Source organism: Pseudomonas sp. UBA6753, assembly GCF_002453565.1.
Lineage (GTDB): Bacteria > Pseudomonadota > Gammaproteobacteria > Pseudomonadales > Pseudomonadaceae > Aquipseudomonas > Aquipseudomonas putida_Z.
The window spans coordinates 108,555-134,460 of the sequence record NZ_DKHD01000006.1; the positions used below are offsets into that span (position 1 = coordinate 108,555).

The following is a 25,906-nucleotide window of genomic DNA, read 5'->3' on the forward strand; positions in this document are numbered from 1 at the left end:
TCACAAACGGGCCTGCGGCTCCACGCGATTGGAGTAGTGAAGTGACCGAATTGACCCTCAAGCCCGGCACCCTGACCCTGGCCCAGCTGCGCGCCATCCATGCCGCGCCTGTGCGCCTGCAACTGGACGCCAGCGCCGCGCCGGCCATCGACGCCAGCGTTGCCTGCGTCGAGCAGATCATTGCCGAAGACCGTACCGCCTACGGCATCAACACCGGTTTCGGCCTGCTGGCCTCGACCCGCATCGCCAGCCACGACCTGGAAAACCTGCAGCGCTCGCTGGTGCTGTCCCATGCCGCCGGTGTCGGCGCGCCGCTGGATGACGACCTGGTGCGGCTGATCATGGTGCTGAAGATCAACAGCCTCAGCCGTGGCTTCTCCGGCATCCGTCGCAAGGTCATCGACGCGCTGATCGCCCTGGTCAACGCCGAAGTCTACCCGCACATCCCGCTGAAGGGTTCGGTGGGCGCCTCCGGCGACCTCGCCCCGCTGGCGCACATGTCGCTGGTGCTGCTGGGTGAAGGCAAGGCCCGCTACAAGGGCCAGTGGCTGCCAGCCACCGAAGCCCTGGCCGTGGCCGGCCTCGAGCCGCTGACCCTGGCCGCCAAAGAGGGCCTGGCCCTGCTCAACGGCACCCAGGCGTCCACCGCCTATGCCCTGCGTGGCCTGTTCCAGGGTGAAGACCTGTACGCCGCTGCCATCGCCTGCGGCGGCCTGAGCGTCGAAGCCGCACTGGGCTCGCGCTCGCCGTTCGATGCGCGCATCCACGAAGTGCGTGGCCAGCGCGGCCAGATCGACACCGCTGCCTGCTTCCGTGACCTGCTGGGCGACTCCAGCGAAGTGTCGCTGTCGCACAAGAACTGCGACAAGGTCCAGGACCCGTACTCGCTGCGCTGCCAGCCGCAGGTCATGGGCGCCTGCCTGACCCAGCTGCGCCAGGCCGCCGAGGTACTGGGCATCGAAGCCAACGCCGTGTCGGACAACCCGCTGGTGTTCGCTGCCGAAGGTGACGTGATTTCCGGCGGTAACTTCCACGCCGAGCCGGTGGCCATGGCCGCCGACAACATCGCCCTGGCCATCGCTGAAATCGGCTCGCTCAGCGAGCGCCGTATCTCGCTGATGATGGACAAGCACATGTCCCAGCTGCCGCCGTTCCTGGTGGAAAACGGCGGGGTCAACTCGGGCTTCATGATCGCCCAGGTCACCGCTGCTGCCCTGGCCAGCGAGAACAAGGCCCTGTCGCACCCGCACAGCGTCGACAGCCTGCCGACCTCGGCCAACCAGGAAGACCACGTGTCGATGGCCCCGGCTGCCGGCAAGCGCCTGTGGGAAATGGCCGAAAACACCCGTGGCGTGCTGGCCATAGAATGGCTGGGCGCCTGCCAGGGCCTGGACCTGCGCAAGGGCCTGAAGACCTCGGCCAAGCTGGAGCAGGCGCGCCAGGCGCTGCGCAGCGAAGTGCCGCACTACGACCGTGACCGTTTCTTCGCGCCCGACATCGAAAAGGCCGTGGAACTGTTGGCCAAGGGTCGCCTGACCGGCCTGCTGCCGGCTGGTGTGCTGCCAAGCCTGTAATGCCCCCAGGGGCCGCTGTGCGGCCCATCGCCGGCAAGCCGGCTCCCACAGATGGAGATGCGACACACCATCTCTGTGGGGGCTGGCTTGCCGGCGATTGGGCTGCAAGGCAGCCCCCCTCGATCTCACGACCACAAAAACAATTTAAGGACGTGACATGCAACAAGCTCAAGGTCTAAAGCGCGGGCTAAGTGCCCGCCACATCCGTTTCATGGCCCTCGGTTCCGCCATCGGCACTGGCCTGTTCTACGGTTCCGCCTCGGCCATCCAGATGGCCGGCCCGGCTGTGCTGCTGGCCTACCTGATCGGCGGCGCCGCCGTGTTCATGGTCATGCGCGCCCTCGGCGAAATGGCTGTGCACAACCCGGTCGCCGGCTCGTTCGGCCACTACGCCAGCACCTACCTCGGCCCCATGGCCGGCTTCATCCTCGGCTGGACCTACGCCTTCGAGATGGTCATCGTCGCCATCGCCGACGTCACTGCCTTCGGTATCTACATGGGCTTCTGGTTCCCGGAAGTGGCCCGCTGGATCTGGGTGCTGGGCATCGTCTTCCTGATCGGCGGCCTCAACCTGTGCAACGTCAAGGTCTTTGGCGAAATGGAATTCTGGCTGTCGCTGCTCAAGGTCGGCGCCATCGTGGCGATGATCCTGGCCGGCCTCGGCATCATGGCCTTCGGCTTCAGCCAGGTAGGCACCGGGCAGGCCGTGGGTGTCAGCAACCTGTTCGACCACGGCGGCTTCATGCCCAATGGCGTGGGTGGCCTGATCGCTTCCTTTGCCGTGGTGATGTTCGCGTTCGGCGGCATCGAGATCATCGGCGTCACCGCCGGTGAGGCCAAGGACCCGCAGCGGGTCATCCCCAAGGCGATCAACGCCGTGCCGCTGCGCATCCTGCTGTTCTACGTACTCACCCTGTTCGTGCTGATGTGCCTGTTCCCATGGCCGCAAATCGGCAGCCAGGGCAGCCCGTTCGTGCAGATCTTCAGTAACCTGGGCATCGGCTCTGCCGCTGCGGTGCTGAACATCGTGGTGATTTCCGCCGCGATCTCGGCCATCAACAGCGACATCTTCGGCGCCGGCCGCATGATGTACGGCCTGGCCCAGCAAGGCCACGCGCCGCGCGGCTTCAGCAAGCTGTCGAAGCACGGCGTGCCGTGGATGACCGTGGTGGTGATGGGTGCTGCGCTGCTGATCGGCGTGCTGCTCAACTACCTGATCCCGGAGAACGTGTTCCTGCTGATCGCCTCGATCGCCACCTTTGCCACCGTGTGGGTGTGGCTGATGATCCTGCTCACCCAAGTGGCCATGCGCCGCAGCATGAGCCGTGAACAAGTGGCCCAGCTACAGTTCCCGGTACCGTTCTGGCCTTACGGCCCGGCCATGGCCATTGCGTTCATGGTGTTCATCTTTGGCGTGCTCGGTTACTTCCCGGATACCCAGGCGGCACTGCTCGTCGGCGTGGTCTGGGTGGTGTTCCTGGTGGCGTCCTACCTGCTGTGGTGCAAGCCGCGCGCAGGGCAGGGCAAACCGGTAGCGGAACCGGCCGAGCTGCACCGCTAAGTACAGGAGTCAATGTATGAGAACCGTCTGGCAGCACTGCCATGTGGCAACCATGGCCGAGGGCCGTTACTCGGCCATCGAGGACGCGGCCATCGTCACCAACGCCGGGCTGATCGAGTGGATCGGCCCACGCGTCGAGCTGGCGTCGGTCGATGCCGAGCGTACGGTGGACCTGGGCGGCGCTTGGGTCACCCCGGGGCTGATCGACTGCCACACCCACGCGGTGTTCGGTGGCAACCGCAGCGGTGAGTTCGAGCAGCGCCTGCAGGGCGTGAGCTATGCCGAAATCGCCGCACAGGGCGGTGGCATCGCCAGCACCGTGCGGGCCACCCGCGCGGCCAGCGAAGACGAGCTGTTCGCCAGTGCTCGCCAGCGGGTCCAGGCGCTGATGCGCGATGGCGTGACCACCATCGAGGTCAAGTCCGGCTACGGCCTGGACCTGGCCAACGAGCGCAAGATGCTGCGCGTGGCCCGGCGCCTGGCCGACGAGTTGCCGCTGGCGGTGCGCGCCACCTGCCTGGCAGCCCATGCCTTGCCGCCGGAATACGTCGGCCGGGCTGACGACTACATCGCGCACATCTGCGATGAAATGCTGCCGGCCCTGGCCGCCGAAGGCCTGGTGGACGCAGTGGATGCCTTCTGCGAACACCTGGCGTTTTCCCCGGCCCAGGTCGAGCGGCTGTTTATCAAGGCGCGCGAGCTGGGCCTGCCGGTCAAGCTGCACGCCGAACAGTTGTCGTCGCTGCACGGCTCCAGCCTGGCTGCGCGCTACCAGGCGCTTTCGGCTGACCATCTGGAATTCATGACCGAGGAAGACGCCATTGCCATGGCAAAAGCCGGCACGGTCGCCGTGCTGCTGCCGGGCGCGTTCTACTTCCTGCGCGAAACCCAGCTGCCGCCGATGGACGCCTTGCGCCGCCACGGCGTGAAGATTGCCCTGGCCAGCGACCTCAACCCCGGCACCTCGCCAGGGTTGTCGCTGCGGCTGATGCAGAACATGGGCTGCACCTGCTTCCGCATGACCCCGGAAGAAGCCCTGGCCGGTGTCACCGTGCACGCCGCCACGGCGCTGGGCCTGGGCGACAGCCACGGCTCGCTGGAAGTGGGCAAGGTCGCCGACTTCGTCGCCTGGCAGATCGAACGCCCCGCCGACCTGGCCTACTGGCTGGGCGGCGACCTGCCCAAGCGCGTGGTGCGCAAGGGCCACGAGATTTCCAACTGAGTGAGGCACGATGGACAAGGTACTGAGTTTTCACCAGGGGCGCCTGCCGCTGCTGATCAGCATGCCCCATGCCGGCCTGCAACTGTCGCCGGCGGTAAGAGACGGCCTGGTCGACCAGGCGCGCAGCCTGCCGGACACCGACTGGCATATTCCACGGCTGTATGACTTTGCCCGTGAAATGGGCGCCAGCGTGGTGGCGGCGGAGTATTCGCGCTTCGTCATCGACCTGAATCGGCCGGATGACGACAAGCCGTTGTACGCCGGTGCCACCACTGGCCTGTACCCGGCCACGCTGTTCGATGGCGAGCCATTGTTCAAGGACGGGCTGGTGCCGACAGGCGAGGAGCGCAAGCAGTATCTGGAGCAGATCTGGCGCCCCTACCACGACACGATTCGTCGCGAGCTGGCGCGGCTGCGCGAGCAGTTCGGCTACGCCCTGCTGTGGGACGCCCATTCGATCCGTTCGCTGATCCCGCACCTGTTCGACGGCAAGCTGCCGGACTTCAACCTGGGTACCTTCAACGGCGCCAGCTGCGACCCGGCCCTGGCCGAACGGCTGAAAGAGGTGTGCGCCCAGGCCCAAGGTTACAGCCACGTGCTCAATGGCCGCTTCAAGGGCGGGCATATCACCCGGCATTACGGCGATCCGGCCAACCACATCCATGCGGTGCAGCTGGAGCTGGCGCAGAGCACTTACATGGAAGAAGCCGAGCCGTTCGCTTACCGCGAAGACCTGGCACGGCCGACACAGGAGGTGTTGAAGCAGCTTCTGCAGGCAGTGCTGGACTGGGGCAAGGCGCATTACGGGCGGTGAAGTTCGCCAGTAAGAATGGCGACGCGATGCAGGTTGTTCGCGTCGCCAGTCACTACTGCTCAGTTGTTGTTGATCTGCTTGATGGTAAGTTCGCGCAGTAGCTCCTTCTCTTCCTGCTCCTTGTCATCTTGCAGGCCTTGCTGCAAGTTCAACTCGTCCTGAAGCGAGTGGTCCTTGCTTGCCAGCTCAAGCACCCGCAGGCGGAAACGTGCTTCTATTTCGGCGAAGCGGTCGGCAAATTCGGCTCGCAGACGCGTGGTCCAATCCGTATTCGCCAGCATGTATCCGACCAGTGCATCGCTCAGTTCACTTTTCCGAACCTTTTCCAGCACACTGGATAGCTCGTCCCGCGCCAGGTTCGCAGCACCTCGAAAACGCATGCTATCGGCGATCGGCAGGTCCAGTTCCCTGGCCAGTTCCCGGCGGTAGGCCAGACGTACCGAGACCAGGTCACCCGGGCCAGTCCGTTGGTTGGCCAGCAGCTCCAGCTGTTCGATCCGGAAAAGCTGCAATAGCCGACGACGCAGTGCTTGCAGGGAATCGCCGGCGTCGACCAACAGGCGTTGGCTCATCAGGTACAGTTCAATATTGTTGAACTCCTGCAGCGCTCCGTCATGGCAGGTCTGCGAGCCGGTTACCGGGTCTGGCAATGCCGCTGCGGCGATGCTCTCCATGATCGGGCGTTCGGTTTCGTTGCTTGCAGCCACCACCAGCATCAAGCGCACCCGTTCGCAGAAGGTGGCTTGCGTATTTGGGTCAAGGTATGGGGCGGCATTGTGCAAACGGCCCACCAGACGCAACAGATCACTACCTTCGAGCCGCTCCCAGCAGTCCTGCAATGCGGCATTCTGTGCTTCGCTACCCAGCATCCAGTCCTTCAGCCTGGGCGTATCATCGCCCAGCAGTGGGAAGTGAAGGTGGTCGAGAGATCCTTCGCTGGAAGTATCGAAGAACATCAGGTCGTCGGGGATATCCAAGGCAAAGGAATAGCTGTGCTGGCTGTCCGAGAAGCTGCGTACCCGCAGGATGGTTTCAGGAGGCAGCGGGTTGTCGAACAAGGCGATCGACGAGATTGGCATGGGATTGTTCAGGTTCGTCAGGATGTGCTCGGGCAACTGGGTGATGTTGTTCGAGCTCAGGTCCAGAAGTTCCAATGGCAGCAAACTGTCACACCAGCTGGGCCAGGCTTGGAGGTTCATGTTGGTCAATGCGAGTGACTGCAGGTTGCTGGCCAGCGATGCGGGCACATGGTCGATGTTGCCTGCACGGTTGCCCGACAGGTCCAGCGAGGTCAGGTTTCGCAGCCCTGCGAAAATGTCCATCATGGCCTGGTCGACCTCCAGCCCCATGTTGCGAAACTCCAGGTAGGTGAGTTGGGGAAGGCGAGCCAGGGCAGATGCCAGCGAGGGCATGGCGGCCTGGTGTGCATCGATGGTCAACCGGCTGATGTTAGGGAACCGGCTGAGTAGTTCGTCGAGCTGCGAGGCGCTGCCCCGCAACCGCGTCAGGCTGAGCGCGTGTACGCGGGCGCCGAAGAACGCTGGAAGCCGCCTGGGGAAATGCTCGATGGCCACGTCCTCGAGTTGCAGGCGCAGGTATGACTGGCCCTGCTCCTGTTGTTCCCAGAATTGATCGATCGCTGACGCGATACGTTGCCTGTCCGTCAGTGCGGCCTGGGTCAATGGGTTGCTCGAACTGGATGCCTGGGCCCAGCCATCGATCGCATCGCGCATCTGCCGTCGCTCATCGCGAATGCGTGCGAGTTGTTCGGACATTGCCTCTGGCTGGTCCGTGGTGATGCCCGAGGTGTCGACGCGCTCGTTCAGCAACAATCGCTGCAGGTGAGATTCATTGATGCTGTTGCCTTCCAGCGAGATCACCGGTGGGGTGGTCAGCATGTCCGCTTCATGAAGCAGGAACGAGGGCAAAGACCTGAGATTGTTGTGGCGCAACGACAGGTGGGCAATGCGCGCCAGGGCGTCGCTGCCAATCCCGATCGGCCATTGGGCCAGCTGCATCTGGTCCAGGCCCAGGTAGTCCAGGGTCAACTCATGGAAACTTGGCCTGTTGCTCTGCGCCAGCCGGTTACCACTCAGGTCCAGGTATCTCAATTGGCGAAGCCCTGACAGCAGGTTCAGGTCGCTTTCGGAGAGCGCCATGTTCTGGTTGGTGAGCACCAGTCGTTGCAAGCCTGGCAGGCACTCGGTGATGGTGGGCACGCTGAACAGGAAGGGCGAGGGCGTTGCCCTGGGGTCAAACGGACGGCTGATTTCCAGCGACTCGATCTGCGGCATCTGCCTGAGCAGGCGTTGCAGCAGGCGCTCGTTTTGCGCCCAGCCCGCCAAGGACCCTGACGGTAAGTCGATCAGGCTCAGGCTGCGCACGCGTGCGTTGAAAAAAGCGGGCAAGGTGAGGGGCACATCGGCAAGGGGGACGCGGGCGATACGCAGTTCCGTGGTGGGCCCGGTGCTCTCGTCCAGCGCAGTGTCGTACCAGTGTTGCATGATCGAGTCACGCAGGCTGTCGTAGTCCTGTGCTGCTTGGTCGCTTGCCGGCGAAATGGCTTCACTCCAATCGTCCAGGCTGCTTTGCAGCTCGTTGCGCTGCTCCAGTAGTGTCTGCAAATGTTCGAATATCTGCAGTTGCGTACGGCCGCGGCTGGCAAGTGCCTGCAGAACCTGAGCCGCCGAGCGGCCGGTGCGTTCGGCGAGCCCTGTGGCTTCGATAGCTTCGAACAGCTGCTGGCGGGTGATGCCATGGGTGGCCGGGCCGCCGCCACTGAGTGGGTAGCCCAGGCGGCCATCAGCCAGGCGCATGGGAGAACGGTAGCCTGGGCGTACGGGCTGCATGCCCAGCAGCACCCTCAAGGCCGGGCGAGGCAGCAACGGGCTTTCCTGTACAAGGCGCTGCAGCGCTTGCTGATCGGCGACGTCCATGCTTGCCATGGCCGCTGGCAGTGCCTCGTACAATGCAGCGTAAAGGCTTGAATACACCTTGACCGCCGCGCTGGGCAGGCTTTCGTCGTGGACGATGTACCCTGCCTGGGCATGGGTGATGGTCTTGAATGGGCGGGTGTCCAGTGTGCCTATGGCATGATCCTGGGTCGGCCAGGACATGCGCTGGAGCAGCCGGAGCCTGGTCTGTGCAGGCCAGCCTGGCAAGCGTTCGAGCGTATGCACGATCAACAGGTCGCTATCCCAGTTCGGCACGCTGGACAGGTACAGCCCTTCGCAGGCGCGGGCAAGGCGAATTTGTTGCTGGTAGATGCGGGCCTCTTCGGCAAGGCGCAGTGGTACCTTGCCGTTGTCGAGTATCTGCAGTTCGTTGGCACTGGCCTCGCGCGCCAGCTCATTGGCGACTGCTGACGGCAATTTCGGATACGCCCTCTGGATGGCCTCGGCGCCCGGCGCCAGGTCGCGCGAAAGGCCGGCGTAGGCCCTGGCAAACTCAGCGGGCCGAGTGCTCTCGTCCGCCAGCTGGCGGACCGTTTCGTCCAGCTTGAAACGTTGCAGGGTGTCTTCCAGCAAGGCCGGCAGCCGCTGGCTTTCGGCCAGGGCGCGGCGCAGCTCGTCTTCGTGTACGCCGCTGACGGCGATAATCCGTTGCAGCGTCGGCTCGTCGAAGTGCCCACTCAAGTGGCCGATGCGGCGCAGGAGTGTCATGCCCGACCAACTCAGTGGCTTATCGGTAACGTGCAACCATGCTCCGGCACCGTTGTGCCGCACTGGCGGCTGGTAACGGCGAGGACTTGCAGGGTGTTGCAAACGATATTCACCAGTCGTTGGCGCTTGGCTGACGATGTACTGATTGCCATGCAGTACCAGCCAGCGTTTGCCTTGGTGATGCCGTAGGCCCAGTTCGTCCGGTACCAGATCATGGGGCAGTGTCTCGAAGCTCTGGTAGGACGTGAGGTCGGGTTTCCACAGCCGCATCTGACCATCGGATGTTTCCACGTCTTCCAGTTCTTCGATGAATGAAGGCGTTTCTACAGGAATACGGGTTATCCCTGGCCCCTCATCCTCTGGCTCTTCTACCGCCGGCCCTTCCGAAGCCATGCCGGTTTCGCTGCCCTGCGAGCCTCTCAATGCTTTGGCTGCTGCGCTGAGGGCGGCCATGACGGCCACGTTTTCGATCACATCGAGCAGATAGCCATAGGCCGTATCACGCTCGTCGTTTTCCCAGGCGTCGATCCCTTCATACACCTCATGGGCCAGCTGGGCCAGGCAAACGGCAAGCATTGCCTCGCCAAGCCCCGGCACGAAGAAGCCGGCGATGTTCAAGGCCGTAAGCACACGGCCGGCGATCAGTTCCCGGTGGGCTTGCGTAGTGCGCCGGTCGACGATTTCGGTGGGAGTGGCGTGGAACAGCACATCCTTTTCATGACGCTGGGCCTTCTGGAAAGCCATCACGCCTTGGAAGGCGTGGCTGAAAGGCTTCATGACCGGATACAGGGTGCCGCGCGGGTCCGGAACACGTTCATGCAAGCCGCGGGCACTCCAGGCGAGGGGCATGAGCCGGTCCTTCAGGCGGGTGGTTATCGGCGCCTTGTCGCGGTCGGCGAGGTGCTTGTCCAGGTAGCCGATATCGGCTTGGAGCCTGTCGCGCAATTCGTCGTGCATGGCTTGCTGGCTGGTGAACTCCTTGAGGGGCGTTGTGCTGTCTTCAGGGATGTACAGCGCCACGGCCTGATGCCCTTCAGCTTGCAGGGTAATGAGCACAACGCCGGTCAGCTCGGCTTCCCACAACTCGAGCAAGCTGAATGTCACCGGCGAAGAGGGCGATGGCGCCTGGTCAAGTGGTGTGGCGAGAGCGGCGGAATATAGCGCTTCGCTGATATCGCCCTTGAGGCGCGCGAAATGCAGGGATTGCCGGAATGCCGATACCTCGGCACGCCCCAGGGTTTCATAAACGGCCAGTGCGGCTTCATCGGCGCCGAGTGACGGCGTGGCCGCCGGGTAGTAGATGGCATGTACCTGTTCGTGATACTTGCCGCCGATATCCAGCGTGCGACACAAGTCGGCGAAGTCTTCGGCGGCGATACCCAGTGCATTGGTGATCGGCACGGTGCCCATGAAGCGCCGGTGATCGACGATGACCGACCTCTTGAGCAGGGCGGCGGGCGCGTCCATGCCATGTTCGGCAGCGGCGGCCTGGTCGAAGTTGTGCAAGGCGCAGTGCAGCAGCGAGCGTGTAGCCCGGTCGACGGCCTGGCGGCTGTCGATGGCGTCGGTCGTTTCGATCAGGCGGGCATCGACGAGGTAGGTGTTGCGCACATCCAGGTCAAGCCTGAATCGCTGCTTGATGGCTTCGGTGAGTGTCTTGGTGGCGTGCGCTTCCAGGGTTGGAAGCTTTTCGAACAGCTTGTGCACCTGCACCTGGTGCTCGCGGTGACGTGCGTGCTCTTCCTGCCATGCCTTGGCGACTTCCGGTTGTTGCTGGATTGCCGTCGCCAGCCAGGCAGGGGCTTGATGCCAGTTGCGCATCGCGCTCTGGGTTTCTGGCGGAGCCTGCTTGAGCCAGGTGGGGATTCTGCGCTCGATGGTGGCGTAATGAACACTAGGTACGGCAGTGACTGCAGTTGGCATGACGAGGCCCTTGCTTGATTTGAGGCGAAGGACTATCGCGGGCCTGTCTGAGCTGCTGGAGGTAGATATATGTGCCCTCGAGGTGCGGCGGCATCAGCGCGGGCAGTGCTCAAAGCGCAATTCAGGTTTATGATGGCCCACGGCCGAATAATCCTCACACGGAGTGCGCAATGCAGACCCTGTACCCGCAGATCAAACCCTACGCCCGGCACGATCTGGCCGTGGAAGCGCCGCATGTGCTGTATGTCGACGAAAGCGGCTCGCCAGAAGGTCTGCCGGTGGTATTCATCCACGGCGGCCCGGGCGCCGGTTGCGACGCCCAGAGCCGCTGCTACTTCGACCCGACCCTGTACCGCATCATCACCTTCGACCAGCGCGGCTGTGGCCGCTCCACGCCGCACGCGAGCCTGGAGAACAACACCACCTGGCACCTGGTCGAGGACCTTGAGCGCATCCGCGAGCACCTTGGCATCGACAAGTGGGTGCTGTTCGGCGGCTCGTGGGGTTCCACCCTGGCCCTTGCCTACGCCCAGACCCACCCCGAGCGGGTGCATGGCCTGATCCTGCGCGGCATCTTCCTGTGCAGGCCCCAGGAAATCCAATGGTTCTACCAGGAAGGCGCCAGCCGCCTGTTCCCGGATTACTGGCAGGACTATATCGCGCCGATCCCGCCGGAGGAGCGCGGTGACCTGGTCACGGCCTTCCACAAGCGCCTGACCGGCAACGACCAGATCGCCCAGATGCACGCGGCCAAGGCGTGGTCCACCTGGGAAGGCCGTACCGCCACCCTGCGCCCCAACCCGCTGGTGGTCGACCGCTTCTCCGAGCCGCAGCGTGCACTGTCGATCGCCCGTATCGAATGCCACTACTTCATGAACAACGCCTTCCTCGAGCCGGACCAGCTGATCCGCGATCTGCCGAAGATCGCCCACCTGCCGGCCGTGATCGTGCATGGCCGCTATGATGTGATCTGCCCGCTGGATAACGCCTGGGCGCTGCACCAGGCCTGGCCGAACAGCGAACTGAAGGTGATCCGTGACGCTGGCCACGCGGCTTCCGAGCCGGGCATCACCGATGCCCTGGTGCGTGCCGCCGACCAGATGGCCCGGCGCCTGCTCGACCTGCCCCTGGAAGAAGCATGAGGGGCCTGCTGCAGCGCGTGCGTGGTGCGCGGGTGGAAGTAGCGGGGGAGGTGGTAGGTGCCATCGACCAGGGTTTGCTGGTGCTGGTGGCCGTCGAGCCTGAGGATTCCCGTGAGCAGGCCGACAAGTTGTTGCACAAGCTGTTGAACTACCGGGTGTTCAGCGACGAGCAGGGCAAGATGAACCTGTCGCTCAAGGATGTGGGGGGAGGTTTGTTGCTGGTGTCGCAGTTCACCCTGGCGGCAGACACCCGCAACGGCATGCGCCCGAGCTTCTCGACGGCAGCGCCACCGGCCCTCGGCGCCGAGTTGTTCGACTATCTTTTGCAACAGGCGAAGGCCCAGCACGCCGATGTGGCAAGCGGGCAATTCGGTGCAGACATGCAGGTGCACCTGGTCAATGATGGCCCCGTAACATTTATGTTACAAATGTGAGTGTAAAAAACCCCTTGTTCACAGGAAAACAAGGGGTTTTGTACGATAAATAGTTGTTCCAGCCTGATGCGTTGTCACGCGACCTGCTGGATAATCGCGCGCTGCATGGACCTGCGTTCGCAGGTTCGTTTCACTCTGACTCGAGCATTGTCTGGATCCGTTTGGGGAATCATTACGCCCTCACGGGGTCCGAACAGTGCTCGCCAACCCGGCATTTGTCGCTGGCCGTTGGTTTCATGATCTGTTTTCGGCGAGGGTTGCTCGTGATTGTTAGTCCCCAAAAAGCATCAAGAATCCCCGGTACCGGGCTGCGCAAGGCCCTGATGGCCAGTGTGGCAGTGGTCGGCCTGATGAGCGCGGGCCAGCTGTGGGCATTCAATCTTGACGATGTTGCAGCCAAGGCAAAGGATCTGGCCGGCCAGAAGTACGAAGCACCGAAAAGCAACCTGCCGGCCGTATTCCGCGACATGAAGTTCGCGGACTACCAGAAGATTCATTTCCTGCAGGAAAAGGCCGAGTGGGCCAAGGACAAGACCCCGTTCAAGCTGTCGTTCTATCACCAGGGCATGCACTTCGACACCCCGGTGAAGATCAACCAGGTCACCGCCACCAAGGTCGAGGAAATCAAGTACGACCCGAGCCGTTTCGAGTTCGGTGACGTGCCACACGACCCGGAAACCACCAAGAACCTGGGTTACGCCGGTTTCCGCGTGTTGTACCCGATCAACAAGGCCGACAAGCAGGACGAGATCATGACCCTGCTTGGCGCCAGCTACTTCCGCGTGGTCGGCAAGGGCCACGTGTACGGCCTGTCGGCCCGTGGCCTGGCCATCGACACCGCACTGCCGTCGGGCGAGGAGTTCCCGCGCTTCACCGAGTTCTGGGTCGAGAAGCCCAAGCCGGCCGACAAGCACCTGGTCATCTACGCCCTGCTGGACTCGCCACGCTCCACCGGTGCCTACAAGCTGATCCTGCGTCCAGGCAACGACACCGTGGTCGACGTGCAGTCCCGCGTGTTCCTGCGTGACCATGTCAGCCGCCTGGGCATTGCCCCGCTGACCAGCATGTACCTGTTCGGCCCCAACCAGCCGTCCAAGGTCCTCAACTACCGCCCGGCCCTGCACGACTCCGAAGGCCTGTCGATCCATGCCGGCAACGGCGAATGGCTGTGGCGCCCGCTGAACAACCCGAAACACCTGGCCGTTAGCAACTTCAGCGTCGAGAACCCGCGTGGTTTCGGCCTGATGCAGCGCCAGCGCGCCTTCAGCGACTACGAAGACCTCGATGACAACTACCAGAAGCGCCCGAGCGCCTGGATCGAGCCGAAGGGTGACTGGGGCAAGGGCACCGTCGACCTGGTCGAAATCCCGACCGCCGACGAGACCAACGACAACATCGTGGCCTTCTGGAGCCCGGAGAAGCTGCCTGAGCCAGGCAAGCCATTCGAGTACGCCTACCGCCTGCACTGGACCATCGACGAGCCGAAGTTCCAGGCTTCCGAGCTGGGCTGGGTCAAGCAGACCCTGCGTTCCACCGGCGACGTCAAGCAGTCCAACCTGATCCGCCAGCCAGACGGCAGCGTGGCCTTCCTGGTCGACTTCGCCGGCCCGGCGCTGGCCGCCCTGCCGGAAGACACCGCCGTGCGCAGCCAGATCAGCGTGGGCGACAACGCCGAGGTGGTCGAGAACAACCTGCGCTATAACCCTGAGACCAAGGGCTGGCGCCTGACCCTGCGTTTGAAGGTCAAGGAAGCCAACAAATCGACCGAAATGCGTGCCGCGCTGGTGCGTGACGTGCCGGTCGAAGCCGCCAAGCCTGCCAAGGACGCCAAGCAGGACAAGGCTGCTGCCAAGCAAGCCAAGGCCGATAAAGCTGCCAAGGCCGAACAACCTGCCGCCGATGCGGCGCCCACCAACGGGACCCCGGCCACCACCGAGAAGGTGCTGACCGAGACCTGGAGCTATCAGTTGCCTGCCGATGAGTAACTCAAGCGCAAGGCCGGAATCGCTTCGCGAGTACCTGGCCCACCTACCACTGAGCGACGAGCAACGGGCGGAACTCGCCAGCTGCACGTCATTCAGTGAGCTGCACCAACGCCTGGCGGCCAACCCGGCCGCCAGCTCTGCCGAGGCCGTCCAGGCCTCGGTGGGCCCGCGCCTGACCGTAGGCAGCGCCGCCGAGCTGGAAGACGCCGAAATGCTTGGTGTCGACGGCAGCGGCCGCCTGTGCCTGAAGATCGCTCCGCCGATCAAGCGCACCAAGGTTGTGCCCGAGCCATGGCGTACCAACGTGCTGATCCGCATGTGGCGGCGCATGACCGGCCGCACCAACGCCCCGCAGCCGCCCAAGCGCGAGCTGCCGCCAGCCCGCTGGCGTACGGTCGGCTCGATCCGCCGCTACATACTGCTGGCGCTGATGATTGGCCAGACCATCGTTGCCGGCTGGTACATGAAGGGCATCCTGCCGTACCAGGGCTGGTCGTTCGTGGACTTTGACGAAGTCGTCAACCAGCCGCTGTGGGACACCGTGGTGCAGGTTTGGCCGTATGCCTTGCAGACGTCCATCCTGGTTCTCTTCGGCATCCTGTTCTGCTGGGTATCGGCGGGCTTCTGGACCGCGCTGATGGGCTTCCTCGAGCTGCTCACCGGGCGTGACAAGTACAAGATTTCGGGTAGCAGTGCAGGCAACGAGCCGATCGCGCCTGAGGCGCGTACCGCGCTGGTGATGCCGATCTGCAACGAAGACGTGCCGCGCGTGTTCGCCGGCCTGCGCGCAACGTTCGAGTCGGTGGCCGCCAGCGGCAACCTCGATCGCTTCGACTTCTTCGTGCTCAGCGACACCAACGACACCGACATCGCCGTGGCCGAGCAACAGGCCTGGCTGGACGTGTGCCGCGAAACCAAAGGCTTCGGCCGTATCTTCTACCGCCGCCGTCGGCGCCGGGTGAAGCGCAAGAGCGGCAACCTCGACGACTTCTGCCGTCGTTGGGGCGGCGAATACAAGTACATGGTCGTGCTCGACGCCGACAGCGTCATGAGCGGCGAGTGCCTGAGCAGCCTGGTGCGCCTGATGGAGGCCAACCCGGACGCCGGCATCATCCAGACCGGGCCGAAGGCCTCGGGCATGGACACCCTGTATGCGCGCCTGCAGCAGTTCGCCACCCGCGTGTACGGCCCGCTGTTCACCGCCGGCCTGCACTTCTGGCAGCTGGGCGAGTCGCACTACTGGGGCCACAACGCGATCATCCGCATGAAGCCGTTCATCGAGCACTGCGCCCTGGCGCCATTGCCGGGCAAGGGTGCGTTCGCCGGTGCAATCCTCTCCCACGACTTCGTCGAAGCCGCGCTGATGCGCCGTGCCGGCTGGGGCGTGTGGATTGCCTACGACCTGCCGGGCAGCTACGAAGAACTGCCGCCGAACCTGCTCGACGAGCTCAAGCGCGACCGCCGCTGGTGCCACGGCAACCTGATGAACTTCCGCCTGTTCCTGGTCAAGGGCATGCACCCGGTGCACCGTGCGGTTTTCCTCACCGGGGTGATGTCGTACCTGTCGGCACCGCTATGGTTCCTGTTCCTGGTGCTGTCGACCGCGCTGCTGGCGACCAACACGCTGATGGAGCCGCAGTACTTCATCGAGCCGTACCAGCTCTACCCGCTGTGGCCGCAGTGGCACCCGGAGAAGGCCGTGGCGCTGTTCTCCACCACCATCGTGCTGCTGTTCCTGCCCAAGCTGCTCAGCGTCATTTTGATCTGGGCCAAGGGCGCGACCGAGTTTGGCGGGCGCATCAAGGTCACCCTGTCGATGCTGATGGAGATGCTGTTCTCCATGCTGCTGGCACCGGTGCGCATGATCTTCCACACCCGCTTCGTGCTGGCCGCATTCCTCGGCTGGGCCGCGACCTGGAACTCGCCGCAGCGTGACGACGACTCCACGCCGTGGAGCGAAGCGGTGCGCCGCCATGGCCCGCAGACCCTGCTGGGCATTGCCTGGGCGGCGCTGGTGGCCTGGCTGAACCCGAGCTTCCTGTGGTGGCTGGCGCCAATCGTTGGGTCTCTGGTGCTGTCGATCCCGGTTTCGGTGATCTCCAGCCGCACCCGCCTGGGCCTGGCGGCCAAGGACGAGAAGCTGTTCCTCATCCCCGAGGAATACGCTACTCCGCAGGAGCTGCTGGCCACCGACCAGTACACCCACGAAAACCGCTGGCATGCCCTGCATGACGGCTTCGTGCGGGCTGTGGTCGACCCGCGGCAGAACGCCCTGGCTTGCGCCATGGCCACTGCCCGTCATGGTCAGGCGGCGCCGATCGAGGCTCTGCGCGTCGAGCGCGTGGCCAAGGCGATGGAGGTCGGGCCGCAAGGGCTGGACCTCAATACCCGCCTGGCCCTGCTCAGCGACCCGGTGGCGCTGACCCGCCTGCACGAGCAGGTCTGGGCCGAGCACAATGCGGCGTGGATCAACGTGTGGCGTGCATCGATCAAGAACGACCCGCATTCGCCGCTGTTGCCGCTGCATCCGGAGAATGAAGGCCAACCGGCACTCGTCGGCGCCTGATCGGGCCTATTCGCGGGCACGCCCGCTCCCACGGGGTACTTCACAGCCTTTGAGGCATGCGCTGTACCTGTGGGAGCGGGCGTGCCCGCGAAGCTTTTCAGGGCTCCCACCGATTTTGGCCAACAAAGTCCCCCCCGGCTCTAGGTCCCCGAGCCGCCATGCGTTAGCATCCCTCTCCGATATGACGCATCGGCCGCCACGGCCATGCCAACAATAAGATTCGCTACTTTTCTTGCTAGGGGACTTGGTGATGATCAAGAAATACCTTTCGCGACTGCTGGTCGGTGTCACCGCCCTGGTCGCCGTGACGGCAGCCCAGGCGGGCGCGATCGATGACGCGGTCAAGCGCGGCACCCTGCGGGTGGGCATGGACCCGACCTACATGCCGTTCCAGATGACCAACAAGCGTGGCGAGATCATCGGCTTCGAAGTCGATATCCTCAAAGCCATGGCCAAGTCCATGGGCGTCAAGTTCGAGCCGGTATCCACGGCCTATGACGGCATCATCCCGGCCCTGCTGACCGACAAGTTCGACATGATCGGCAGCGGCATGACCCTGACCCAGGAACGCAACCTGCGCCTGAACTTCAGCGAACCCTTCATCGTGGTTGGCCAGACCCTGCTGATCCGCAAGGAACTGGCAGGCGAGATCAAGTCGTACAAGGACCTGAACAACGAGAAGTACCGCATCACCTCCAAGCTCGGCACCACCGGCGAAATGGTTTCCAAGAAGCTGATCGCCAAGGCCAAGTACCACGGCTACGACAACGAGCAGGAAGCGGTGATGGACGTGGTCAACGGCAAGGCTGACGCCTTCGTCTACGACGCGCCGTACAACGTGGTGGCAGTGGACAAGGCCGGTGCCGGCAAGCTGCTGTTCCTCGAAGAACCCTTCACCTACGAGCCGCTGGCCTTCGGCCTGAAGAAAGGCGACTACGACAGCATCAACTTCATCAACAACTTCCTGCACCAGATCAAGCATGACGGGACCTACGATCGTATTCACGACAAGTGGTTCAAGAACAAGGACTGGCTGAAGGAAATGGAATAAGGCCCAGGCCACAAGCCGGCTTTATGACCCCGACGCGCAGGCAAACCCTGCGCGTTCGTATTTACGGAAGTACCCCACGTGATCAAACACAAGAAAGCCCAGTGGCCCTGGCACGGTTTGACTGCCCTGGTCCTGGTGGGCCTGGCGTTCAGCCTGTACATGGCCACCTCGATGATTTCCTACGAGTGGCGCTGGAACCGCGTACCGCAGTACTTCGCCTACAAGGCCGAGGAAGCACAGCGCGCCGCCGGTTACGGCACCGTGCAGGACATCGTCATCTCTGGCGACAATGCCCGTGTCACGCTGAAAGACGAGAGCGGTGCCGAGCAGGTGCTCGATGTGGACAAGGACAGCCTGCAGCTGGCCCGTGGCGACGATGTTTCCGAAGGCGACCAGATTGGCGTCACCCGCCACTGGGCGGCCGGCCCGCTGGCCTGGGGCCTGTGGACCACGCTTTGGATTTCGGTGGTATCCGGTGCCCTGGGCCTGTTGATCGGCCTGTTCGCCGGCCTCTGCCGCCTGTCCAGCAACCCTACGCTGCGTGACCTGTCGACGGTGTATGTCGAACTGGTGCGCGGTACACCGCTGCTGGTACAGATCTTCATCTTCTACTTCTTCATCGGTACCGTGCTCAACCTGTCCCGCGAGTTTGCCGGGGTGGCTGCACTGGCGCTGTTCACCGGCGCCTACGTGGCCGAAATCGTTCGTGCCGGCGTACAGTCCATCGCCAAGGGCCAGAACGAAGCGGCCCGCTCGCTGGGCCTGAACGCGGGCCAGTCGATGCGCCATGTGATCCTGCCGCAGGCCTTCAAGCGCGTGCTGCCGCCTTTGGCCGGCCAGTTCATCAGCCTGGTCAAGGACACCTCGCTGGTCTCGGTGATCGCCATCACCGAACTGACCAAGAGCGGCCGCGAGGCCATTACCACCTCGTTCTCGACCTTCGAGATCTGGTTCTGCGTGGCAGGCCTGTACCTGCTGATCAACCTGCCGCTGTCGCACCTGGCCAGCCGGCTCGAGCGGAGGCTTGCGCAAAGTGATTGAAGTCCGTGACCTGCTGAAAGTCTTCGACACCCGTGGCCACGTGGTACGGGCCGTGGATAACGTCACCACCCAGGTCGCCAAGGGCGAAGTGGTGGTGGTGCTCGGCCCGTCGGGTTCGGGCAAGTCTACCTTCCTGCGCTGCCTCAACGGCCTGGAGCATTTCGACGAAGGCCATGTGGCCATCGACGGCCTGCAACTGGCCGACCCGAAGACCGACATCAACGCCTACCGCCGCGAAGTCGGCATGGTGTTCCAGCACTTCAACCTGTTCCCGCACATGACCGTGCTGGAGAACCTGTGCCTGGCACAGAAGGTGGTGCGCAAGCGCAACAAGGCCGACCGCGAGGCCAAGGCCCGGGCGCTGCTGGAGAAGGTGGGCATTGCGCAGAAAGCCAACGAATACCCGTCACGCCTGTCCGGTGGTCAGCAACAGCGGGTGGCGATCGCCCGCGCCCTGGCCATGGACCCGAAAGTGATGCTGTTCGACGAGCCAACCTCGGCGCTTGACCCGGAAATGGTCGGCGAGGTGCTGGACGTGATGAAGACCCTGGCCCAGGAAGGCATGACCATGGTCTGCGTTACCCACGAAATGGGCTTTGCCCGTGAAGTGGCGGACCGGGTGCTGTTCTTCGATCATGGCAAGCTGCTCGAAGACTCGGCCCCGGCCGCGTTCTTCGCCTCGCCGAAAGACCCGCGTGCGCAGGCGTTCCTGCGTCAGGTGCTTTAACCCGCACCGGCCTCTTCGCGGGCACGCCCGCTCCCACAGGTCCACCACCGCCTTGAAGGGGGGGGATATACCTGTGGGAGCGGGCATGCCCGCGAAGAGGACGACTCGGTTTCAGATGTTGAACCGCCCCACCATCCCCCGCAGCTGCTGCCCCAGCTGCTCCAGTTCCCCACTCGAAGCCGCCGTCTGCTCACTGGCCGCACTGGTCTGATCCGACACATCGCGCACATTCAGCACACTGCGGTTGATCTGCTCGGCGACCACGCTCTGCTCTTCGCTGGCCGTGGCAATCTGCTGGTTCATGCCCTGGATGCTGGACACCGTGTCGGTGATCTGGCTCAACGCATGCCCCGCCTTGCGGCTCAGCTCCACACTCTGCTCGGTCAGGTTCTTGCTGTTGTCCAGCAGGCGGGTCACTTCGTCGGTGCCGTTATGCAGGCTGTCGATCAGTTGGCCGATTTCCTCGGTTGCCGTCGAGGTGCGCTGGGCCAGACCGCGCACTTCATCGGCCACCACGGCAAAACCACGCCCGGCTTCACCCGCCCGTGCCGCTTCGATCGCCGCGTTCAGGGCCAGCAGGTTGGTCTGCTCGGACACTGACTTGATCACATCGAGGATGCTGCCAATGCGCTGGCTCTCGCCCGCCAGGTGCTGCATGGCCGCCAGGCAATGGTCCATCTGCCCGGCCAGCTGTTCGATACGGCCAATAGCTTCGGCCACCACCTGGTCGCCGATCTGCGCCTGCTGGTCGGCGTTGGTCGCCGCCAGCGAGGCCTGTTCAGCGTTCTGCGCCACTTCCTGCACGGTGGCGCTCATCTGGTTCATGGCCGTGGCCACCTGGTCGGTTTCCTCGCGTTGCTGGTTGATGCGCAGCTTGGTGTCTTCGCTGCTGGCTGCCAGCTGTGTGGCGGCCTGTGACAGGTGGCCGACGCCCTGGTCGATGCCACCGATCAGCTCGCGCAGGCTCAAGGTCATTTCGCGCATGCTGGTTTGCAACTGGCCCATCTCGTCGCGGCGTTGCACAGGTTCGACCTGGCTCAGGTCGCCCTTGGCGATGCGCCCGGCCACGGCCAGGGTCTGGCGCAAAGGCTGGGTGATCTGCAGGGTGATCAGCCAGCCGGCCACCACGCCTACGACCAACGCCAGCAGGGCTACAGTGGTCAGCAGCGAGCGGGCCTCAAGGGCTTCCCTGTCGCGCTGCTCGACCTTGCGTTTGCCAAGTTCCAGGCTTACCGCGCGCAGCTCGTTGCCCATGTTCTCCATATTGTTTTGCAGCTGTTCGACACGCACCGCAGCCCGACGATACTCATCCAGGCTGGCGCGGTACTTGGCCAGCTGCTCGCCGGGCTGCTGGGTGAGCGCACGGGGCAAGCCAAGTGGAGCAAGGCCTTTGAGCAGTTGCGCAAGGCTGCTGGCGGCGGCATCCAGGGAGGTGTCGCCGACCTTGGCGAAGCTTTCCACAGGGGAGAAGGTATAGGCCGGAACCAGGCTCTGCTGGTTGGTACGGTCGACATGTCGGGCAAGCGTGTCCATCAGCCCCAGCACACCGCCTTGCTGGCTGTCGGCAGGCATCCTCAGCAAGGCCTGGGTCTGGAGATCGTCGATCACTTCGGTGAGCTTCTGCTCATGGGCCTGCATGGCCTGGCGCAGGGCTATACGCTTGGCGACAGTATTCTCCAGTTCGCTGAAATCGTCGCGCAGGCGCTGCAGCAACGCCAGTTTTTCGGTCAGCATCTGCCGGGATTCATCCACGCTGCTACGTTGTTGCAAGGTGCTCAGCATGCTGTTGAGCTGGTCGAGAATGTTGGCTATCCGCGTTCTGCTGGCGTTGTCGTTGAGTACGCGGTAAGTGATGCGCTCTGCGCGCAAGTCTTTGGTCAGGTCGTTGATCAGGCCGATTTCGCTGAGTTGCTGCGAACGCACAATGGCGTCATCCAGTGCACGCCAGCCACTGACGGTGGTGGCCAGGGTAAGCAGCAGGACTACGGCAAAGCCGAGGGCGAGCTTGGCTGCGACACTGATGTTGCCGAGCTTGCGGTTGAGGTAGCCGAGCATGAGGAATCTCCGTGCGATTGGGGGCGAGGATGCAGGCGCATTGCTGGCATCACACCTTTGCCAATCGGCAGCGGAGCTGTAGGACTTGACCTGATAATCAGGTAGGAAATTTCACTTCATTGGGTGGGATTTATTGCCTGTTCCGGCCTCTTCGCGGGCTCGCCCGCTCCCACAGGGATCGCACAGGCTTCAAGGGCCATGCAGAGCCTGTGGGAGCGGGCAAGCCCGCGAAGAGGCCGGCACAGATGGCTCATGCTTCAGATCACAGCCTGAACCGCCCCACCAACCCTTGCAGGTGGGTACCCAACCGCGCCAGCTCCACGCTGGAGCTGGCCGTCTCTTCACTGGCCGCCGAGGTCTGGTCAGAAATATCCCGCACGTTCATCACGCTGCGGTTGATCTCTTCTGCCACGGCCGTCTGTTCTTCCGCTGCAGTGGCAATCTGCTGGTTCATGGCCTGGATCGACGATACGGTCCGGGTGATGGTCTCCAGCGAGCTGCCGGCACGGCGGGTCAGTTCGACACTGCTGTCGGTCAACTGGCGGCTGCTGTCCATCACGCTGGCCACGCGCTGGGTGCCGCTCTGCAGGCCGGCAATCAGTTCTTCGATCTCTTCGGTCGATTGCTGAGTGCGCTGCGCCAGGCTGCGCACTTCATCGGCCACCACGGCAAAGCCACGCCCGGCCTCGCCGGCCCGGGCCGCCTCGATCGCCGCGTTGAGGGCCAGCAGGTTGGTCTGCTGGGCCACCGACTTGATCACGTCGAGCACGCTGCCGATCTTGTCGCTTTCGGCCTTGAGCTGGTTCATCGCTTCGCTGGAGTTGACCACCTCGCCGGCCAGGCGCTCGATCTGCGCAACCGCCTCGCCCACTACACGATCGCCCTCGCGGGCCTGCTGGTCGGCCATCAACGCAGCTTCCGAGGCCTGCTCGGCATTGCGCGCCACCTCATGCACGGTAGCGGTCATCTGGTTCATGGCGGTCGCCACCTGATCGGTCTCGACCTTCTGGTTGTTGACCCCGGCACTGGTCTGCTCGGTCACCGCCGACAGCTCCTCGGCAGCACTGGCGATCTGCGTCACACCATCACCGATGCCGCTGATCAGTTCGCGCAGGCCCTGGGTCATGCGATGCATGCTGGCTTGCAACTGGCCCAGTTCGTCGCGGCGTTGTACCTGCAGGTTCAGGGTCAGGTCGCCACTGGCCACGCGTTCGGCGGCGTGCAAGGTCTGGCGCAGCGGGACGATGATCTGCCGGGTGATGGCCCAGGCCGCCAGCAGGCCGAGGGTCAGCGCCAGCACGGTGGCCACGGCGAGCACGGTCTTGGCCTGGGCCGCCCCGGCGTCGCGCACAGCGGTTTGCGAGGTGGTCATCGCCTGGCTGGTCTGCAGCAGTACCGTGCCGTGCTCGACCATGCTCTGCAGGGCCTGCTCACTGGCGACCTGGGCACTGCCGAACTGGGTGACCGCGTCGCGGTAGCCTGCCAGGGCGGTGGTGGCATCGTCCAGGCTGGCAGCATGCTCCGCCGGCACTTTGGCCGGTAGCGCGCGTAGCTCGGCCAAGGCCTGGTCGATGGCCTTCAGCGCCGTTTGCTGGTAGTCGGCGTTGCCGCTGTAGGTGTAACCGCGTACCTGGAACCGCGCCTGTTGCAACAGGGCGCTGACTTCCACCGCGTGCTGGTACTGGCTGATATCGCCACCCTGCAGCAGGCCGCGTTGCACCCGGCCAATCAGCTCCGCGGCCTTGTCGGCAGTGTCGCCTAGCACGGCGCGGCTGGCCTCGCGGTGTTGGCCGGCCTGTTTCAGCTCGTTGAACGCCTGCTGGTAGCCGCGCACGGCCTCGCGCTGCTGCTCAAGGCGCTGGCTGTCAGCGGGCTGCTCGATCTGCCCGAGCATAAGCTGCACCTGGCGCTCGAGATTGCCCAGGGCTTTTTCCAGCTCTGCCACCGAGGCTTCGTCAGGCTGGCGCTGGTAATGCTGGCGGGCGATGCGCAGTTCCTGGGTGTACTGCTGAATGACCGAGATGTTTCCCAGCTTGTCGCCACGGTTGATGATGCTGTCCATGCCGTGCCAGCCCGCCAGGGTGATGGCCAGGGTCAACAGCAGCACCAGGCCGAAGCCCAGCCCCAGTTTGCGATTGACGCTCACATTGCCCAATGATTGGGCGAACCATTGATACATGTACGACTCCCCGGCGCCTTGGCAGCACGATTAATTGTTGTGTTGCCAAGACAATCGGCCTGGGGAGGGGAAACTTTATGGGTAAAAGTTGACTTGAGTGTCAGAAAACTCGTGAAAGCATCGCTGTCACCGCGGTCTCTACCCGCAGGATGCGGTCGCCCAGCTGGACCGGAGCCAGGCCTGCCTTGCCCAGCAGGTCCACCTCGTAGGGGATCCAGCCGCCCTCCGGGCCGATTGCCAGGGTCACGGGCTGCTCCACGGCGCGCGGGCAGGCGGGGTAGGGGCCGGGGTGGCCGACCAGGCCCAGGGTGCCTGCGGCGATGGCCGGCAGGCGGTCTTCGACGAACGGTTTGAAGCGCTTCTCGATGATCACTTCGGGCAGCACGGTGTCGCGGGCTTGTTCCAGGCCCAGGATGAGGTTCTCGCGAATGCTGTCCGGGTGCAGGAACGGTGTTTGCCAGAAGCTTTTCTCGACCTTGTAGCTGTTCAGCAGGATCAGCCGCGGCACGCCAAGGGTAGCCACGGTCTGGAACAGCCGGCGCAGCATTTTCGGCCGAGGTACGGCCAGCACCAGGGTCAGCGGCAGCTTGGCCGGTGGCTGCTGGTCAAAGGCGACTTCCAGTTCGGCTTCGTGTTTTTCCAGGCGCAGCACCGTGGCCTTGCCCATCAGGCCGTTGATGCGGCCCACGCGCAGATTGTCGCCCACCGCCACACGGTGGATGTCCTGCATGTGGGTGAAGCGCCGGTCTGCGAGAACGACGCGGTCGGCCGAGACGAAGTCGGCCTCTTCAAGGAGCAACAGGTTCACGGTTGGGTCGCTGGTGGCTGGTCGTTGTGGTCGTTGGCGGTTTCGTCGTGGGCGCTGCGCTTGCGGATCAGGCTGCCGCACAGCACGCCGATCTCGAACAGCAGCCACATGGGAACGGCCAGCAGGGTCTGGGAGAAGATGTCCGGTGGGGTGAGGACCATGCCGACCACGAAGCAGCCGATGATCACGTAGGGGCGAATCTTCTTCAGGTACTTCACATCGACCACGCCGATCCATACCAGCAGCACCACCGCCACCGGGATTTCGAAGGCCACGCCAAAGGCGAAGAACAGCGTCATCACGAAGTCGAGGTAGCTGGCGATGTCGGTCATCATCGACACGCCTTCCGGCGTGGCGCTGGCGAAGAAGCCGAAGATCAGCGGGAACACCAGGAAATAGGCGAAGGCCATGCCGGCGTAGAACAGGAAGATGCTCGACACCAACAGCGGAATGGCGATGCGCTTTTCATGGCGGTACAGCCCGGGTGCGATGAAGCCCCAGATCTGCTGGAGGATGAACGGTATCGCCAGGAACAGCGAGACGATCATGGTCAGCTTGAACGGCGTGAGGAACGGCGAGGCCACGTCGGTGGCGATCATCGTCGCATTGGCCGGCAGGTGCTCGCGCAGCGGCGCGGAGACCAAGGTGTAGATCTGCTGGGCGAAGGAGAACAGCCCGGCAAAGATCAGGAAAATGACGGCAACGCAGCGCAGCAGGCGGGTGCGCAGTTCGGTCAGGTGCGAAACCAGCGGCATTGGCTGGTCGTGTTCCGGATTTTCGCTCATGGGGCTCGCGGCGGTTGAGGCGGTTCAGAAGGCGTGGCCGGGGTGGCAGCGGTCTCGACCGGCCTGGCTTCGAGCCCGGCGGGGGGCTGAACGGTTGCGGTGGTGACAGGCGGCTGCGCCGGTGGCGTCATCGGGTTGAGGATGCGCTTGGCTTCCTCTTCCATCTGCAGGATGTGCTCGTTGTGCAGCTGGCGGCGGATTTCGTCGGCGCCGATTTCGCGCTCCACTTCCATCTTGATGCTGTTGAAACTGCGCTTGAGCCGGCCGATCCACAGGCCTGCCGTGCGCGCGGCACCGGGCAGGCGCTCGGGGCCGAGCACCAGCAGGGCGACCAGGCCGACGAGCAGCAGCTCGCTGAAACTGATGCCGAACATGGG

At 63.9% G+C, this 25,906-nt stretch carries 17 protein-coding genes and 2 pseudogenes; 11 read left to right on the forward strand and 8 right to left on the reverse strand.

Annotated features, from left to right (window positions below):
• Positions 1-41: 41 nt before the first annotated feature.
• The 4 genes from hutH (at position 42) to hutG (ending at position 5,171) form a co-directional block, all read left to right on the forward strand.
• Positions 42-1,574 carry a histidine ammonia-lyase gene (hutH, locus tag B2790_RS03965; protein ID WP_003259868.1) on the forward strand — a complete coding sequence of 511 codons (1,533 nt, stop codon included), beginning with the start codon at positions 42-44 and terminating at the stop codon, positions 1,572-1,574.
• Between the two features lie 157 nt (positions 1,575-1,731).
• The gene (locus B2790_RS03970) at positions 1,732-3,135 is read left to right on the forward strand and encodes an amino acid permease (protein ID WP_023663049.1); all 1,404 of its coding nucleotides are present in this window, start codon (positions 1,732-1,734) and stop codon (positions 3,133-3,135) included.
• 16 nt (positions 3,136-3,151) lie between these two features.
• Positions 3,152-4,357: an imidazolonepropionase gene (gene hutI / locus B2790_RS03975; RefSeq protein ID WP_286918308.1), complete on the forward strand. Its 1,206-nt coding sequence runs from the start codon at positions 3,152-3,154 to the stop codon at positions 4,355-4,357.
• A 10-nt stretch (positions 4,358-4,367) separates the two neighbouring features.
• Positions 4,368-5,171: an N-formylglutamate deformylase gene (hutG, locus tag B2790_RS03980; protein WP_013974557.1), complete on the forward strand. Its 804-nt coding sequence runs from the start codon at positions 4,368-4,370 to the stop codon at positions 5,169-5,171.
• 59 nt (positions 5,172-5,230) lie between these two features.
• Here the strand turns inward: hutG and B2790_RS03985 are convergent, their stop codons facing one another.
• On the reverse strand, positions 5,231-10,756 hold the full coding sequence (locus B2790_RS03985) for a dermonecrotic toxin domain-containing protein (RefSeq protein WP_286918309.1): 5,526 nt from the start codon (positions 10,754-10,756) through the stop codon (positions 5,231-5,233).
• 170 nt (positions 10,757-10,926) lie between these two features.
• Between B2790_RS03985 and pip the strand changes: the two genes are divergently transcribed.
• From pip to B2790_RS04020, 7 genes are all read left to right on the forward strand, one after another.
• Complete coding sequence (gene pip, locus B2790_RS03990) at positions 10,927-11,898, forward strand: prolyl aminopeptidase (protein ID WP_013974556.1); 972 nt, start codon at positions 10,927-10,929, stop codon at positions 11,896-11,898.
• Positions 11,895-12,332: a D-aminoacyl-tRNA deacylase gene (gene dtd / locus B2790_RS03995; protein WP_075046605.1), complete on the forward strand. Its 438-nt coding sequence runs from the start codon at positions 11,895-11,897 to the stop codon at positions 12,330-12,332. Before pip ends, dtd begins: the two co-directional genes overlap by 4 nt.
• 323 nt (positions 12,333-12,655) lie before the next feature.
• Positions 12,656-14,317 carry a glucan biosynthesis protein G gene (locus tag B2790_RS04000; RefSeq protein ID WP_414708557.1) on the forward strand — a complete coding sequence of 554 codons (1,662 nt, stop codon included), beginning with the start codon at positions 12,656-12,658 and terminating at the stop codon, positions 14,315-14,317.
• A complete protein-coding gene (gene mdoH, locus B2790_RS04005; protein ID WP_025340923.1) occupies positions 14,310-16,883 on the forward strand; it encodes a glucans biosynthesis glucosyltransferase MdoH in 2,574 nt (857 codons plus the stop codon). Before B2790_RS04000 ends, mdoH begins: the two co-directional genes overlap by 8 nt.
• Before the next feature lie 253 nt (positions 16,884-17,136).
• Positions 17,137-17,934, forward strand: coding sequence for a transporter substrate-binding domain-containing protein (locus tag B2790_RS04010; RefSeq protein ID WP_024087841.1), 798 nt, complete (start codon positions 17,137-17,139; stop codon positions 17,932-17,934).
• A 78-nt stretch (positions 17,935-18,012) separates the two neighbouring features.
• Positions 18,013-18,975: an amino acid ABC transporter permease gene (locus B2790_RS04015; protein WP_015272097.1), complete on the forward strand. Its 963-nt coding sequence runs from the start codon at positions 18,013-18,015 to the stop codon at positions 18,973-18,975.
• Positions 18,968-19,702: an amino acid ABC transporter ATP-binding protein gene (locus tag B2790_RS04020; RefSeq protein WP_013974550.1), complete on the forward strand. Its 735-nt coding sequence runs from the start codon at positions 18,968-18,970 to the stop codon at positions 19,700-19,702. Before B2790_RS04015 ends, B2790_RS04020 begins: the two co-directional genes overlap by 8 nt.
• Positions 19,703-19,813: 111 nt before the next feature.
• Here B2790_RS04020 and B2790_RS24925 read toward each other — a convergent pair whose 3' ends face one another.
• The 7 genes and pseudogenes from B2790_RS24925 to tatB form a co-directional block, all read right to left on the reverse strand.
• Entirely contained in the window at positions 19,814-20,686 is an 873-nt protein-coding gene (locus tag B2790_RS24925) for a methyl-accepting chemotaxis protein (protein ID WP_414708558.1), read from the reverse strand.
• Positions 20,669-21,757, reverse strand: a pseudogene (locus B2790_RS24930) (methyl-accepting chemotaxis protein); the annotation flags it as partial. The gene B2790_RS24925 and the pseudogene B2790_RS24930, both read right to left, overlap by 18 nt.
• A gap of 262 nt (positions 21,758-22,019) precedes the next feature.
• Entirely contained in the window at positions 22,020-22,892 is an 873-nt protein-coding gene (locus B2790_RS24935) for a methyl-accepting chemotaxis protein (protein ID WP_414708559.1), read from the reverse strand.
• Positions 22,875-23,936 (reverse strand): annotated as a pseudogene (locus tag B2790_RS24940) (methyl-accepting chemotaxis protein); the annotation flags it as partial. The pseudogene B2790_RS24940 and the gene B2790_RS24935, both read right to left, overlap by 18 nt.
• Positions 23,937-24,036: 100 nt before the next feature.
• Positions 24,037-24,744: a 16S rRNA (uracil(1498)-N(3))-methyltransferase gene (locus B2790_RS04035; protein ID WP_286918313.1), complete on the reverse strand. Its 708-nt coding sequence runs from the start codon at positions 24,742-24,744 to the stop codon at positions 24,037-24,039.
• Entirely contained in the window at positions 24,741-25,529 is a 789-nt protein-coding gene (gene tatC, locus B2790_RS04040; RefSeq protein ID WP_013974546.1) for a twin-arginine translocase subunit TatC, read from the reverse strand. Before tatC ends, B2790_RS04035 begins: the two co-directional genes overlap by 4 nt.
• Complete coding sequence (tatB, locus tag B2790_RS04045) at positions 25,526-25,903, reverse strand: Sec-independent protein translocase protein TatB (protein WP_025340918.1); 378 nt, start codon at positions 25,901-25,903, stop codon at positions 25,526-25,528. The genes tatC and tatB overlap by 4 nt, the downstream gene beginning before the upstream one ends.
• Between the last annotated feature and the right edge of the window lie 3 nt (positions 25,904-25,906).

Bases quoted from the DNA above. Each gene is read 5' to 3' on its own strand.
- B2790_RS03970 (WP_023663049.1), top strand. From the start codon at position 1,732: ATGCAACAAGCTCAAGGTCTAAAGCGCGGGCTAAGTGCCCGCCACATC.
- hutI (WP_286918308.1), top strand. From the start codon at position 3,152: ATGAGAACCGTCTGGCAGCACTGCCATGTGGCAACCATGGCCGAGGGC.
- hutG (WP_013974557.1), top strand. From the start codon at position 4,368: ATGGACAAGGTACTGAGTTTTCACCAGGGGCGCCTGCCGCTGCTGATC.
- B2790_RS03985 (WP_286918309.1), bottom strand. From the start codon at position 10,756: ATGCCAACTGCAGTCACTGCCGTACCTAGTGTTCATTACGCCACCATC.
- pip (WP_013974556.1), top strand. From the start codon at position 10,927: ATGCAGACCCTGTACCCGCAGATCAAACCCTACGCCCGGCACGATCTG.
- dtd (WP_075046605.1), top strand. From the start codon at position 11,895: ATGAGGGGCCTGCTGCAGCGCGTGCGTGGTGCGCGGGTGGAAGTAGCG.
- B2790_RS04000 (WP_414708557.1), top strand. From the start codon at position 12,656: ATGGCCAGTGTGGCAGTGGTCGGCCTGATGAGCGCGGGCCAGCTGTGG.
- mdoH (WP_025340923.1), top strand. From the start codon at position 14,310: ATGAGTAACTCAAGCGCAAGGCCGGAATCGCTTCGCGAGTACCTGGCC.
- B2790_RS24925 (WP_414708558.1), bottom strand. From the start codon at position 20,686: ATGCGCGAAATGACCTTGAGCCTGCGCGAGCTGATCGGTGGCATCGAC.
- B2790_RS24935 (WP_414708559.1), bottom strand. From the start codon at position 22,892: ATGCATCGCATGACCCAGGGCCTGCGCGAACTGATCAGCGGCATCGGT.
- tatC (WP_013974546.1), bottom strand. From the start codon at position 25,529: ATGAGCGAAAATCCGGAACACGACCAGCCAATGCCGCTGGTTTCGCAC.
- tatB (WP_025340918.1), bottom strand. From the start codon at position 25,903: ATGTTCGGCATCAGTTTCAGCGAGCTGCTGCTCGTCGGCCTGGTCGCC.